General features: G+C 70.5%; 12 protein-coding genes and 1 tRNA gene. 7 read left to right on the top strand and 6 right to left on the bottom strand.

The genetic code is table 11. The features are described from left to right. Nucleotides 1-199: 199 nt before the first annotated feature. On the top strand, nt 200-1,360 hold the full coding sequence (locus VED21_RS32700) for a hypothetical protein (RefSeq protein WP_324890029.1): 1,161 nt from the start codon (nt 200-202) through the stop codon (nt 1,358-1,360). A 70-nt stretch (nt 1,361-1,430) separates the two neighbouring features. Further along, the gene (locus VED21_RS32705) at nt 1,431-1,868 is read left to right on the top strand and encodes a hypothetical protein (protein ID WP_324890031.1); all 438 of its coding nucleotides are present in this window, start codon (nt 1,431-1,433) and stop codon (nt 1,866-1,868) included. Between the two features lie 112 nt (nt 1,869-1,980). Here the strand turns inward: VED21_RS32705 and VED21_RS32710 are convergent, their stop codons facing one another. Then, the gene (locus tag VED21_RS32710) at nt 1,981-3,948 is read right to left on the bottom strand and encodes a methyl-accepting chemotaxis protein (protein ID WP_324890033.1); all 1,968 of its coding nucleotides are present in this window, start codon (nt 3,946-3,948) and stop codon (nt 1,981-1,983) included. 383 nt (nt 3,949-4,331) lie between these two features. Here VED21_RS32710 and VED21_RS32715 point away from each other — a divergent pair, with 383 nt between their 5' ends. From VED21_RS32715 to VED21_RS32735, 5 genes are all read left to right on the top strand, one after another. Further along, nucleotides 4,332-5,948: a VTT domain-containing protein gene (locus VED21_RS32715; RefSeq protein ID WP_324890035.1), complete on the top strand. Its 1,617-nt coding sequence runs from the start codon at nt 4,332-4,334 to the stop codon at nt 5,946-5,948. A 66-nt stretch (nt 5,949-6,014) separates the two neighbouring features. Further along, nucleotides 6,015-6,091: transfer RNA gene (locus VED21_RS32720), tRNA-Arg, on the top strand. Between the two features lie 106 nt (nt 6,092-6,197). Further along, nucleotides 6,198-6,452, top strand: a complete 255-nt coding sequence (locus tag VED21_RS32725) for a hypothetical protein (RefSeq protein WP_324890036.1) — start codon at nt 6,198-6,200, stop codon at nt 6,450-6,452. Between the two features lie 199 nt (nt 6,453-6,651). Beyond that, nucleotides 6,652-7,653 (top strand): YihY/virulence factor BrkB family protein, encoded by a 1,002-nt coding sequence (locus VED21_RS32730; protein ID WP_324890038.1) that lies wholly within the window; start codon nt 6,652-6,654, stop codon nt 7,651-7,653. After that, on the top strand, nt 7,650-7,886 hold the full coding sequence (locus VED21_RS32735) for an MbcA/ParS/Xre antitoxin family protein (protein ID WP_324890040.1): 237 nt from the start codon (nt 7,650-7,652) through the stop codon (nt 7,884-7,886). Before VED21_RS32730 ends, VED21_RS32735 begins: the two co-directional genes overlap by 4 nt. A gap of 125 nt (nt 7,887-8,011) precedes the next feature. Here VED21_RS32735 and VED21_RS32740 read toward each other — a convergent pair whose 3' ends face one another. From VED21_RS32740 to VED21_RS32760, 5 genes are read right to left on the bottom strand one after another with little or no spacing between them, the layout of a single operon-like run. Beyond that, nucleotides 8,012-9,286, bottom strand: coding sequence for a hypothetical protein (locus VED21_RS32740; protein ID WP_324890042.1), 1,275 nt, complete (start codon nt 9,284-9,286; stop codon nt 8,012-8,014). Beyond that, nucleotides 9,283-10,356: an ACR3 family arsenite efflux transporter gene (arsB, locus tag VED21_RS32745; protein WP_324890044.1), complete on the bottom strand. Its 1,074-nt coding sequence runs from the start codon at nt 10,354-10,356 to the stop codon at nt 9,283-9,285. The genes VED21_RS32740 and arsB overlap by 4 nt, the downstream gene beginning before the upstream one ends. Continuing rightward, a complete protein-coding gene (arsJ, locus tag VED21_RS32750; protein ID WP_324890046.1) occupies nt 10,353-11,579 on the bottom strand; it encodes an organoarsenical effux MFS transporter ArsJ in 1,227 nt (408 codons plus the stop codon). The genes arsB and arsJ overlap by 4 nt, the downstream gene beginning before the upstream one ends. Nucleotide 11,580: 1 nt before the next feature. Further along, nucleotides 11,581-12,597, bottom strand: coding sequence for an ArsJ-associated glyceraldehyde-3-phosphate dehydrogenase (locus tag VED21_RS32755; RefSeq protein ID WP_324890048.1), 1,017 nt, complete (start codon nt 12,595-12,597; stop codon nt 11,581-11,583). Nucleotides 12,598-12,610: 13 nt separating this feature from the next. After that, nucleotides 12,611-12,997 carry a metalloregulator ArsR/SmtB family transcription factor gene (locus tag VED21_RS32760; RefSeq protein WP_324890050.1) on the bottom strand — a complete coding sequence of 129 codons (387 nt, stop codon included), beginning with the start codon at nt 12,995-12,997 and terminating at the stop codon, nt 12,611-12,613. Between the last annotated feature and the right edge of the window lie 67 nt (nt 12,998-13,064).

The raw sequence follows: 13,064 nt of genomic DNA on the forward strand, positions 1-13,064 counted from the left end.
TGCTGTCCAACGCCGAGCAGCCGATGAACTGGTTCGCCATGGGGCAGGGCGGCATCCACCGCGCCATCGACGCGCAGGTGCGCCAGATGCGCGGTCGCGTGGGCAAGATCCTGCGGCGCCTGCGCCGCGGCGGCCTCGCCCGCGCCGACACCTGACCCACCCCCGACAACCGCATGCCAACCTCCCGCACGGTGCCGAAATGACGAACGTCCGCCCCTTCACCTACGGTGACGCGCCGGCCGTCGCCACGCTGTACGAACGCGTCATGCGCTCCAGGACGGACGACGCGCCGCCGCTGTTGGCTCCGGCGCTGGTGCGCTACTTCCTCGACCACCCCTGGGCCGATCCGGAGATCCCGGCGCTGGTGTGCGAGGGGAAGGGCGGGCGCATCCTGGGCTTCATCGGCTCCACCGTGCGGCGCATGATTTTCGACGGCAGGCCGGTCCGCCTGGGCTGCTCCGGCCCGCTGCTGCGTTCGCCGGAGCCGTCGGCGGGCATGGTGGGCGCGCTGTTGCAGCGGGCCTATCTGGCCGGACGGCAGGACTTCAGCGTCACCGACGGCGCCACGCCCGACGCCGCCCGGCTGTGGATCGGTATGGGCGGCCGGGCGGTGGACCTGCCGTCGCTGGACTGGATGAAGGTCTTCCGCCCGGCGCGCTTCGCCGTGGAGTTCGGCTTCGACCGGCTGGGACTGACGCGGTGGAAGCCGGCGGCGAGCGCGCTCGGCACCCCGCTGGACGCGGTGGCCCGGCGCCGGCTGGGCGCCGGCAAGCCCGACGACACCGTGTCGGAGGAGTTGAGCCCCGACGCGCTGGCCGCCTTCGCGGAGGAGGGGACGGGCTGGGCGCGCCTTCGCCCGGCCTACGACCGGCCCTTCGCCGACTGGCTGTTCGCCGAGATGGGCGCGTTGCCCAGCCGCGGGCCGCTGTCGCGCCGGCTGGTGCGCGATCGCGAGGGTCGCGTCCTGGGCTGGCACGTCGCCTTCGTGCCGCCCGGCGGCATCGCCGAGGTGATGCAGGTGGTGGCCAAGCCCCGCATGGCCGGCGCCGTCATCGACGACCTGTTCCACACCATGGACGCGGCCGGTGCCGCCGGCGTGCGCGGCCGGCTGGAGGCGCCGCTGCAGGCGGCCCTGGCCGAGCGCGGCGTGCTGATCCGCCGCGGCGTCCCGGCGCTGATCCACACGCGCAGCCGCGAACTGCTGTCCGCCATCGCGCTGGGCGAGGCGGTGCTGACCCGCCTGGACGGCGAATGGTGGCTGCCGCTGCACCTCGAACGCTACGAAACCGTTCCGGCGAAGGGGCGCGCGACGGCATCCCGGCCGGCGCTGCCCAGTGCCTCGGACGCCGCCATGTCGTAGGGGCAGCGAATTGATGCTGGCGCTTGCCGCCGTCAGGTGCGATGACAACGGCCCACCCGTCGAGCGCATCATGTCCAGGCACGCCCGCGTCAAAATCCTGACCCCGGCTATCGACCCTTCCAGGCGTGGCGACGCCCCAGGTGCTGCGCGCTGCCGCTGCTGCGGGCGTCCGCACGGCGTGGTGGTGCGCTGCCTGGCGGATGGGCGCTGGTACGACCCCGATGCGCAGACCTGGCGCGACAGCCGGGGCCGGCGCGCCCCCTGGCCGGACGTGGTGGAGTACGCGACCACCGAGGACATCGCCGTGACGGTGCGCCCGGTGCGCGCGTCCGGCGCTTCGACGGGCGCGCCGCGCCTGCTGTGCCGCCGCTGCCAGATGGTGGAGGAGGGGATCCGCGCCCGCATCCGCGCGCGCATGCGCCGCGCCGTCGGCGACCTGTTCCTCGGCAGCTACGACGCGCCGGGAACGTTCGAACGTTTCCTGGCGCTGAAATGGCGGCGGGGGTAGGGGAGCGCCCTCGGCCGTAGAAAGGTGAACCCTCCTCGGGGGGAGCCGGGGAGGGTTCGGCCCGGTGTTCCGCGCACGGAACGCCGGGTGGGGCTCGTCACGCCGTACGGACTCAGGCGGCGCGGATGCCGGCGATGAAGCGGTCGACCTCGGCGCGCAGCTGTTCGGCCTGATGCGACAGTTCGCTGGCGGCACCCAGCACGTCGGCCGCCATGTGGCCGGTTTCGCCGGCCGCCTGCGTCACGCCGGTGATGGTGGTGGTGAACTCGCGCGTGCCGGCGGTCGCCTCTCGTACGTTGCGGGCGATGGCGGCGGTGGTCTCGCCCTGCTGGCGGGCCGCCTCGGCGATGGCGCCGACCGTGTCGTTGATGCCGACGATGGTCTCGCCGATGGCGCGGATGGCCGAGACCGCACCGGCGCTGGTGGACTGGATGCCGGCGATCTGCGCGGAGATCTCCTCGGTCGCCTTGGCCGTCTGGTTGGCGAGGTGCTTGACCTCCGACGCCACCACCGCGAAACCCTTGCCGGCTTCGCCCGCCCGCGCCGCCTCGATGGTGGCGTTCAGCGCCAGCAGGTTGGTCTGGGACGCGATGTCGTTGATCAGCTTGACCACGTCGCCGATGCGGTTGGCGGCGCTGGCCAGCCCTTCGACGGTGGCGTTGGTGGTCTCCACCTCGCCCACGGCGGCGCGTACCATGCGGGTGGACTGGTCGATCCGTTCATTGATCTGCGCGATGGAGGCGGTAAGGTCGTCGGCGGCCACCGCCACCGCCCGCACGTTGCTGGTCGCCTGTTCCGACGCGGCGGCGACGGCGGCGGTCTGGCGGTCCGTCTCCTCGGCGATGGCGGAGAGCGACTGGGCGGAGGCGCGCATCTGCGTGGCACCGGCCGACACGCCCTGCACCACCTCGCCGACGGTCGCCTCGAAATGGCGGGCGAGGTCCTGGAGGGTGCGGCGCTTCTCCACCTCCGTCTCTGTCTTCAGGCGTTCCTGCTCGGCGTTCAGGCGCTCGACCTCCAGGGCCTGCTGGCGGAACACCTCGACGGCGCGGGCCATGCCGCCGATCTCGTCCCGCCGGTCGGTGCCGGGGATGGTGATGTCCTTGCGGCCCTCGGTCAGCATCCGCATGGCGTCGGTGACGCCGTGCAGCACGCGGGCGAGCGAACCGCTGACCGCCGCCGACGCGGCGATGCTGAACACCATGACCACGAGGCCGATGAGCAGCGCCACGTCGCGCGCGTGGTCCAGCGCCGCGATGAAGTACCCGCGGTCGAGCGCCAGCACGGTGAAGCCGATGGCGTCGCCACGGTAGTCCTTGACCGGCGCCAGCACGTAGGCGAGGCGGGCGCCGCCAACTGCGTAGGTGCCCACCGGCGATTCCGCCGCCAGGGCCGCCTGCATGGCGGCGGGCGTCAGCTGCGGCAGTTCCTTGAACGTCGAGGCAAAGGCGGTGAAGCCTTTGTCGCTTTTCAGGAACAGCGCCACCTCGGCCTCCGTCGCCTTCTTGAAGGCATCGAAGAAGTACTGGTCGAAGCTCAGCCCGAATTCGACCGAGCCCAGGTGCCGGCCCTCGTGGAACACCGGCACCACGCCGCGCACGCCTAGCCCCTCGACCCCGGATTCGAGGCCGGCGACGGGTTTCTGCGTGCGGTTGACCTGCACCACGGTGTGGCGGAAGCCCGACAGGTCGTCGCCGAACTTCTCCGGCCGGTGCACCCGCAGGAAGGAGGTGGCGGGCGCCAAGTGGAACTGGAGCTGGCGCACCCCGTGCTGGTCCTTCATTGCCTTGAAACCGGGGACCAGCATGGCCGACAGCGCCGTGCGGTCGGCGTTGGCGAAGTGCTGCTGAACCACCGTGTTGGCGGCGACGCTGTCGGCCAGCGACAGGGCGCGCCGCGCCTCCATGGCCAAGCTGTCGTCCAGGAACTGACGGATGGTGTGCAACTCGCGCTCCGCCGCTTGGTCGACCATGCCGCGGCTCAGCCACATGTTGCTGGCCGTCGTGGCGACGATGGCGACGACCACGCAGGCCACCGACGACAGGATAAGCCGCGCGCGTATGGATAGCGTCTTGAACATGCCCGGAAGCCTCCCCCCTCTGCCGGACCGGCGTCGCCGCCCCAACGGCCGCGCCGGTCGCTTCCCTCGGCCATAGTTACGACACTAAACCTTACCGATACATTAACGGGCGCTCATAGACGTGCCGATTGGCAGCACGCAGCCCAACACGTGTGCTGCAAAGCACAAAATCGACTGAAGCCCGGACTGCACTGTACAGTCCGCCGAAAAGCATAAGATTTCTATCTTTTGGTGGAGCGGAGGATTGGGAGGCACCCCCTTTTCGGGTATACTGCACCCTATCCGTCCGGGGGGACGCGTTGCGTGCGGAACAGGGTGCTGTGCTCATAGCCTTCGAATCGATCGTTGCCTCATCTCCGGCCCTGCTTCTTCTGGGGCTCGCGATGCTCACCCTGCTGCACGAAGACGTGGCCATCGTGGCCGGCGCCGGGCTGATCAGCGCCGGCACGCTGCCGCTGGTGGTGGTGGCCGCGGCACTCCTGGGCGGCATCGTCGCCGGGGACGTGCTGTTCTACACGACCGGGGCGCTGACGCGGCGGATCGCTTGGCTGCGCCGCAAGGTCGAAGGCCCGGCCTTCCAGCGCTGCCGCGACGGACTGAGCCGCAACCTGCTGGGTGCCCTGGTGTCGTGCCGGATCATCCCCGGCATCATGATGCCCACCTATATGGCCTGCGGTGCCCTGGGAATCAGCTTCACGCGTTTCGCGCTGATCACCATCAGCACGGCGTCGCTCTACACGCTGGCGCTGCTGGTCTTCATGACCTCGTCGCTGGCAGCACCCGCGGTGGAGATGCAGGTGGCCGGCGGCCTGCTGGTGGCCGGCTTCATCGCGTTGCGCACCCGCACCGGACGCACCGCCGTGGCCGCGCTGGCCGGCCGGGTGGGTTTGCGGCAGGGGGGCGCGCGCACGCCGGCGGTGGAACTGCCGGGCATGCCGGCGATCCCGGCCGGCGCGTCGCACATCGGTATTCAGGAACGCATCCCGCCGCTGCTGTTCTACGTCCCGCTGGTCCTGCAGTGGTTCTGGCTGGGCCTGCGGCACCGCAGCCTGACGCTGCCGACGGTGGCGAACCCGGCGATCGAGGCAGGCGGGCTGCTGGGCGAATCGAAGATCCGCTGCCTGGACCAGATCGGCGGCGATGCCCGGCGATGGGTGGCCCGGTCCGTGGCGGCGGTGCACGACGGCGGTTGGACGGCTGCGGGGCTCGCCGCCTTCGCCGAAGCCGAGGGGGTGCGCTTTCCGCTGGTGGTGAAGCCGGACATCGGCTGGCGCGGATTCGGCGTGCGGCGGGTGGCGAACCCGGCGGACCTCGTGGACTATCTGGCCGCATACCCCAAGGGCAGCCGCTTCATCCTGCAGACCTACGTTCCCTATGATGGCGAAGCCGGCATCTTCTACGTGCGCCGGCCGGGCGAGACGGCGGGGTTCATCTTCTCGATGACGCTGCGCTACCACCCGCACGTGGTGGGCGACGGCTGTTCGACGCTGGACGAACTGATCGCCGCCAACCCCCGTGCCGCCTGGAAGGCGGGCCTGCACCGCGAGACGCAGAAGGACCGTCTGAGCACCGTGCCGGCAGCCGGCGAGGTGGTACGCCTGTCCATTGTCGGGTCGAGCCGGGTGGGCGGGCTGTACAAGGACGGCCGGCCCTTCGTGACGCCGGAACTGGCTCGCCGCTTCGACGCCATCGCCGACGCCATGCCGCACTTCCACTTCGGCCGTTTCGACGTGCGATTCGCGTCCATCGAGCGGCTGCAGGCGGGCGAGGACTTCCAGATCGTCGAGGTGAACGGGGCGGGGGCCGAGGCCATCCACGTGTGGGATCCTGACATGCCGCTGGGCGCGGTGTATGCGGATCTGTTCGAGCAGCAGGCCTTGATGTTCGAGGTGGGGGCTTCCAACCGCGCGCGGGGCTTTCGCCCGTTGAGCCTGTGCGAACTGGTCGGCTACCAGCGCCGGCAGCAGAGGCTGTTGGGCGTCTACCCCGCCTCGAACTGAAATTTTACCGCAAGAGGTGTTTGCTCTGGCGGAGGTGTTGCGCTATGGTGCGCCTCCGCTGTCGCTGGACCCGTAGCTCAGCTGGATAGAGCGCTGCCCTCCGAAGGCAGAGGTCGTGGGTTCGAATCCCGCCGGGTCCGCCAGTCTTCCCAAGCTCTTGTCGACAGCTTCTTCGGGGCGGACGCGGCTTGGGCGCAGTTCCAGTTCCAGCAGCGCCGAAAACTGCGACTGGCCGCCCGGACGGCGGTGATGCACGACCAGCTTGCGGACAATGGAGCGCGCCAGCGCGGCGCCGTGATCGTCGTCGATGAGAGCCAGGGTCAGGTCGATGGCGGCACTTATCCCGGCCGAGGTCCCACCGGCAACGCGGCGCAATTCCCGCCCGACCCGGGCGACATAGTCGTGCAACGCCGACGGCCTGGGGCGGAGAATCCGCTCACCCACGACCATCACGGTGTCGGGGAAATCGGTCAGCGGGATCGTTTCGATCCTGATGTCGAGTGAGGAACGGACCGCCCCTCCTTGTGGGCTGTTTCGGTCGGAACTGTCCATCATTGCCCTGGCCAATCCAGATCAGCCGCCTGCTCGCGTGAAGGCCGAATGAGTTTGGACCGTCCACATTTCCGGAAACATGACGGGGCCATCAGCGTTGGAAGACGGGCCGTTCGGGAATCGAAGCGGCGGCCGCTGCCGGCACCATCCGATGCAGTCATTGCACAAGCAGCGCATCATGCGCACCGATGCGGCGTCGCCGCGGGATATTCCTCCCGCGGGATGGCGTGCCATCGCCGGGCGGGTCTGGCGTCTCCAGTCGGAAGCCGGCCTCTGGGTCGCGGCGGCGGGGGTGGCCTTCTACGCCCTGCTGGGAGTGCTGCCGGGGCTGGGCGTCCTGGTCCTGACCATCGGGACCACCATGGGCATCGCCGCCATCAAGGAGCGCATTGAGCTTCTGGCGGACGTGCTTCCCAGGGACGCGGCGATGCTGTTCGTCGACCAGCTGGCGGACATGCTTTCCGCGACGGGCGGAACGCTCGGGTGGGGCGTTGCGGGGACGCTGGGGCTCACGCTCTGGAGCGTCTGCCTGAGCATGCGGGCGTTGATGGCGGCGTTGAACCTCGCCTACGGCACGACGGAGCGCCGGGGTTTCCTTCATCTCAATGCCCTGGCCCTCGGCCTCGGCTTGGGCGCCGTCACTTTCGTCCCGCTGACCTTCGCCCTGTACATCGGCATTCCGACGCTGATGGGCGGGGCCGAGACGGGGATGGGGCTGCACGCCGTCCTGCGGCTGGTCCGCTGGCCCGTGCTGGCCGCCGTCATCCTGCTCGGGCTCGCCGTGCTGTACCGTGTGGGCCCCTGCCGTGCCGCTCCCAAGTGGCGCTGGGTCAGCTGGGGGGCGCTGGCGGCGACGGCGGCCTGGCTGGCGGCATCGGCGCTGTTCATCGCCTACACCCGGCACGTCATGAGCTACCAATGGGCCTACGGCATGGCCGGTGCGGTGGTCACGCTGATGCTGTGGCTGAATCTCATCGTCTACGCCATCATGTTCGGTGCCGCCCTCAATGCGCAGACCGAGCGGCAGACCAGCCGGAACACCGCGACCGCCGAAGATGGCGTGGCCGGCGCGGACGCCGCGCGCCCGAACGCAGCCGTGAGTTCCGAGGGCACGCCGCCCACACCGCCGCGGCCGCGGCAGGGAGGTGGATGATGGACGACATGACGCTCGAGGACTTTCTGCCCGCCGATGCCCGCGCACGCATGGCGCGGGTCCGTGCAATGGCTCGGGCGGTGTTGGGCGACGACTACAAGGCTCGGGATTTCCTGACCCGCCCGCATCCACTGCTCGGGCGACGGCGTCCCATGGAGCTTGTCCTGGAGGGGGAGGAGGGCACCAGGCGCGTCGAGTCGATCCTGAAGCGGAGCGCGTCGGCGAGGCCTTGACGGGCCTACCGTTGGACCACCTGCGTCGCGCCATCGACCGGTTCGTCGACCTGTCCGGCGTCCGCGCGCGGGCGGAGGCCCGTTGTACGAAGCGGGCGGCACACGTTTCGGGACGTCGTCCACGCCTACACGATGAACACCTGGGCGAAGCCGCCGCCGGGAGTACGGAAGTTGGTGGTCTGGCTCTGGTAGAGCCGCGCCGCCGCCAGCAACACCTCGCCCAGATAGGTGTACAGCCGCACGTCGGCCTTCAGCGGGGCATCGTCGCCATCCGCGACCTGCCGCTCGCCCGGCGGTGCCAAGGTCTGCGCCACATAGCCGCCAGCCGTGATGTGCGCCCACACGCCCCGGGTGACCTTGTCGCCCCGGTACGCCGCCTTGCTGCCGTAGCCGGCGGCGGGCTTGAAGAACAGCGTGCGGCGCTGGCGCCAGAGGTCGTCGGCGTTCTCCAGCGTCACCTCCAGCGTCCGCGGCACGGTATCGGCGAGGAGCGCCGCCGCGGCCGGATCGAGGCCCCAGGCGGCGAGCCGGGCCGGATCGGACAGCGCTACGAGATTGCGCTTGTCGGCCAGCAGCGCGTGCGCGCGCGGGTTGGGCGTGACCACGACGGCGCCGCCCAGGTAGGCGGCGCGCAGGGCGGCATGCTCCGGCCGTTCCAGGGCGAAGTCGGTGAGCCGGTTGTAGACCAGATCGACCGGCCGGCCGCCGGCCAGAACGGTGGCGCCGTCGACGGACAGGGCGCGCGGGTCGGCGATCACCGCCTCGGCGCCGCGCGCCGCGAAGAAGCGGCGGGCCAGCAGGAATTCGGGGTAGAGGAACTGGCCGGGCGGGTCGTCGTCCACGATGGCGATGCGGGCGGGGGCGCCGGTGCCGCGCTGGCGGCGCCACTCCGTGACGAACATGCGCCACACCGCGTCCTCGAAGCCGCCGGCGGGCGACACCGCGCTGATCGGCGCCGTCTCGCCGCAGCAGGCCCATTGCGCGCGCGCCAGCAGCGCGTTCAGGAAGGCGCCGCCGGCGTTGGTGTTCACCTCGATCAGTTTCGGGCCGTCCTCACCAAGGTGGAAGTCGTAGCCCATGAAGGCGCCGGCCGGGCCGGGATCGGCGCGGGCAATGTCGGGCGCGCGGGCCAGGGCGGCGTCGACGTAGCCGGGCAGCCGCGCCGCCGCCTCGATGGCGCGGACGGCCGTCCGCATGCGCTCCACGTCCGGGCGGGCGACGAACAGCGGCGTGTCGCAGAACAGGTGCGCGTGCGAGGCGGACAGCAGGGCCCAGAGGCCGGGCTCGCCGGCCTCGTCCTCCAGCGCGCGCAGCAGCGCGGCGCGGTCCAGCGTGATGCAGTGGCAGCGGCGGTTCAGGTCGCGCGTCAGCCGCTGGCGGGCCTCGTCCGCCGCGGTCATGCCCGGCGCTCGTACCAGCCCTGGCTGGCGTTGACGATGCGCACCACCGACAGCATGACCGGCACCTCGACCAGCACGCCCACCACGGTGGCCAGCGCCGCGCCCGACTGGAAGCCGAACAGCGCGATGGCGGCGGCCACCGCCAGTTCGAAGAAGTTGGACGCGCCGATCAGCGCCGATGGCCCGGCCACGCAGTGCGCCACGCCGAAGGCGCGGTTCAGCAGATAGGCCAGCCCGGAATTGAAGTAGACCTGGATGAGGATCGGCACCGCCAGCAGCGCGATGACCAGTGGCTGGGCGATGATCTGCTCCCCCTGGAAGGCGAACAGCAGCACCAGCGTGGCCAGCAGCGCCAGCAGCGACAGCGGCCCCAGCACCTTCAGCGTCCGCTCCAGCGCCGCATGCCCGCCGGCCGCCAGCAGGCGCTTGCGCCAGACCTGCGCGACGATCACCGGGATGACGATGTACAGCACCACCGAAAGGAACAGCGTCTGCCACGGCACGGTGATCGCCGACAGGCCCAGCAGCAGCCCGACGATGGGCGCGAAGGCGACCACCATGATGGCGTCGTTGACCGCCACCTGCGTCAGCGTGAAGTGCGGCTCGCCCCGGCACAGGTTCGACCAGACGAAGACCATGGCCGTGCACGGCGCCGCCGCCAGCAGGATCAGCCCGGCGATGTAGCTGTCGATCTGCGCCTCCGGCAGCAGCGGGCGGAACAGGTGTGCGACGAAGATCCAGCCCAGGAGCGCCATGGAGAACGGCTTGACCGCCCAGTTGATGACCAGCGTCACCGCCACGCCGCGCCAGTGCTCCTTCACGTGATGGAGCGCGCCGAAGTCGATCTTCAGCAGCATCGGCACGATCATCAGCCAGATCAGCACGGCGACCGGCAGGTTGACCTGCGCCACTTCCATTCGCCCCAGCACCTGGAACGGCGCCGGCGCGAAGTGGCCCAGCGCGATGCCGGCGACGATGCACAGCGCCACCCAGACGCTGAGATAGCGTTCGAAGACGCCCAGCGAAGGGCCGGCCGGAGCCTCGGCGGTGTCGTAGGGATGAGCGGTCATGCCGGGAGTCTCCGTTCGGCGGTTCCGGTGGGCAGGAACAGGGCGATCAGGAACGAGGCGGCCACCAGCGCCGCCGCCGTCAGCAGGCAGCCGGCGATGCCCGCCACCTGATAGGACAGGCCGCTCAGCAGCGAGCCCATCAGCCGGCCGCCCGCGTTGGCCATGTAGTAGAAGCCGACGTTCACCGCCACCGTGTCGGCGTCGGTGTAGGCCAGGATCAGGTACGAGTGGATCGAGGAGTTGACGGCGAACGCCACGCCGAAGAGGCCCAGGCCGGCGATGACGCTCAGCGCCGGATCGGCCCCCCAGGCCAGCGCCGCCGCCAGCCCCGCCGGGATCGCGGCCAGGATCAGCGCCCACAGCCGCGCCGCCCGCACCTCGCCGGACACGCCGTCGGGGGAGTGCCGGACGAACGCGGGCGCGGCCGCCTGCACGACGCCGTAGCCGATCACCCAGGCCGCCAGGAAGCCGCCGACCTCGGCGAAGCCCCAGCCGAGCTGCGAGGCCAGGAACACCGGCACGCCCACCACGAACCACACGTCGCGCGCCCCGAACAGGAAGAAGCGCGCCGCCGCCATCCGGTTCACCGCCGGCGTCTTCGACAGCAGCTGGGTGAACTTCACCTTCGCCTTCGACCGCCCGAAGTCGCCCTTCAGCAGCGTCGCGCAAGCCAGCAGCACCAGGGCCAGTGCGCCGGCCATCGCCCACAAGGCACCCGCGAAGCCCAGCGTCGCCAGCAGCAGCCCGCCCAGGAAGAAGCCCACGCCCTTCAGCGTGTTCTTCGATCCGGTCAGCAGCGCCACCCAGCGGAACAGGGTGGAGGATTTGTCCTCCGGCACCACCAGCTTGATGGCGCTCTTGGACGACATCTTGGTCAGGTCCTTGGCGATGCCGGCCAGACCCTGCGCCGCCACCACCCAGGCGACCGACAGCGCCATCGTCCAGCCCGGATCGACCGCCGACAGCATGAGCAGCGCCGCCACCTGCAAGGCGAGCCCGGCGAACAGCGTCACCGTCAGCCCCAGCCGGCTGCCGATCCAGCCGCCCAGCAAGTTGGTGACGACGCCGAAGAACTCGTACAGAACGAAGAGGAAAGCCAGCTGGAAGGGCGTGTAGCCGAGCGCGTTGAAGTGCAGCAGCACCAGCATGCGCAACGCGCCGTCGGTCAGCGTGAAGCCCCAGTAGGCGGCGGTGACGATGGCGTAGTTGCGCAGATCGCTCACGTCAGCGCTCCAGCGAACGGGCGACCTTGGCGGTCAGCTCGGCAAGGCGGTGGGCATAGCCCATCTCGTTGTCGTACCAGGCGATGATCTTCACCTGCGTGCCGTCCACCACCAGCGTGGAGAGCGCGTCGACGATGGACGAGCGCGGGTCGGAGCGGTAGTCGACCGACACCAGCGGCCGCGTCTCATAGCCCAGGATACCCTTCAGCGGCCCATCGGCGGCGGCCTGGAACAGGGCGTTGACCTCCCCGGCGCTGGTCGCGCGGTTCACCTCGAACACGCAGTCGGTGATGGAGGCGTTGAGCAGCGGGACACGCACCGCCATGCCGTTCAGCTTGCCCTGAAGCTCCGGGTAGATCAGCCCGATGGCGGTGGCCGAGCCGGTGGAGGTCGGCACCAGGGAGGCCAGCGCCGAGCGCGCCCGCCGCAGGTCCTTGTGCGGGGCGTCGACGATGACCTGGGTGTTGGTCACGTCGTGGATGGTGGTGATCACGCCGTGGCGGATTCCCAGCCCCTCGTGCACCACCTTCACCACCGGGGCGAGGCAGTTGGTGGTGCAGGACGCGGCGGTGACCAGGTCGTGCGCCGCCGGGTCGTACAGGTGGTCGTTGATGCCCATGACGATGTTCAGCGCCCCCGGCGTCTTCACCGGGGCGGCGACCACCACCTTGCGGGCACCGGTGTCGAAGTGCGGGTACAGCGCGTCGGTCTTCACGAACTTGCCGGAGCTTTCGATGACCACTTCGACGCCCAACGCGCGCCAGGGGATGTCGCCCGGCTTGGCGTGCCCGGTGAAGCCGATGCGGCGGCCGTCCACCGTGATGTGATCGTCGCTCGCCCCGACCGGCACCGGCCAGCGGCCGTGCACGCTGTCGAACTCGATCAGGTGCGCGGCAGCTTCCGCGCCGCCCTTCACCTCGTTGACGTGCACCACCTCGAAGTCCGGGTTGCCGTGGGCGGCGCGCATCGCCAGCCGCCCCATGCGCCCGAAACCGTTGATGCCGACACGCACCGCCATGGTCCCCTCCCGTTCAGGCCGTCCCGGCGGCTTTCGGTTGCGCCGGGGCGCAGCACGGCGGCTCACCCGGTCCTTGGGCCGGCGCGGCGGCATCGCCGACGCCGCACAGCTCCGGGTGCCCGGAGCAGCAGTCGTAGAGCAGGAAGGCCATGAGGTCCTTCATGGTCGCGACGTCGGCGCGGTAGATGATGGAACGTCCCTGGCGGCGCGACGCCACCAGCCCGGCGTGGCTGAGCTGCGCCAGATGGAAGGACAGCGTGGCCGGCTGGACGCCCAGGCGTTCGGCGATCTCGCCGGCCGGCAGGCCGTCCGGCCCCTGGCGCACCAGCAGCCGGAAGACCTCCAGCCGGGAATCCTGGGCGAGTGCCGCGAGCGCGGCGATGGCGGTTGTCTGTTTCATGTTTTGACGACTATCGAATAATAGGGCGCCCGTCAAGCCGCAAACAGTCCGGCGCCTGGGCCGCCGG

Origin of the sequence: Azospirillum sp. (genome assembly GCF_035627195.1) — a bacterium.
Classification (GTDB): Bacteria; Pseudomonadota; Alphaproteobacteria; order Azospirillales; family Azospirillaceae; genus Azospirillum.

What these genes read in the sequence shown, in the direction of transcription:
- VED21_RS32700 (WP_324890029.1), top strand. Translation starts at nt 200, where the DNA reads ATGACGAACGTCCGCCCCTTCACCTACGGTGACGCGCCGGCCGTCGCC.
- VED21_RS32705 (WP_324890031.1), top strand. Translation starts at nt 1,431, where the DNA reads ATGTCCAGGCACGCCCGCGTCAAAATCCTGACCCCGGCTATCGACCCT.
- VED21_RS32710 (WP_324890033.1), bottom strand. Translation starts at nt 3,948, where the DNA reads ATGTTCAAGACGCTATCCATACGCGCGCGGCTTATCCTGTCGTCGGTG.
- VED21_RS32715 (WP_324890035.1), top strand. Translation starts at nt 4,332, where the DNA reads ATGCTCACCCTGCTGCACGAAGACGTGGCCATCGTGGCCGGCGCCGGG.
- VED21_RS32725 (WP_324890036.1), top strand. Translation starts at nt 6,198, where the DNA reads ATGCACGACCAGCTTGCGGACAATGGAGCGCGCCAGCGCGGCGCCGTG.
- VED21_RS32730 (WP_324890038.1), top strand. Translation starts at nt 6,652, where the DNA reads ATGCAGTCATTGCACAAGCAGCGCATCATGCGCACCGATGCGGCGTCG.
- VED21_RS32735 (WP_324890040.1), top strand. Translation starts at nt 7,650, where the DNA reads ATGATGGACGACATGACGCTCGAGGACTTTCTGCCCGCCGATGCCCGC.
- VED21_RS32740 (WP_324890042.1), bottom strand. Translation starts at nt 9,286, where the DNA reads ATGACCGCGGCGGACGAGGCCCGCCAGCGGCTGACGCGCGACCTGAAC.
- arsB (WP_324890044.1), bottom strand. Translation starts at nt 10,356, where the DNA reads ATGACCGCTCATCCCTACGACACCGCCGAGGCTCCGGCCGGCCCTTCG.
- VED21_RS32755 (WP_324890048.1), bottom strand. Translation starts at nt 12,597, where the DNA reads ATGGCGGTGCGTGTCGGCATCAACGGTTTCGGGCGCATGGGGCGGCTG.
- VED21_RS32760 (WP_324890050.1), bottom strand. Translation starts at nt 12,997, where the DNA reads ATGAAACAGACAACCGCCATCGCCGCGCTCGCGGCACTCGCCCAGGAT.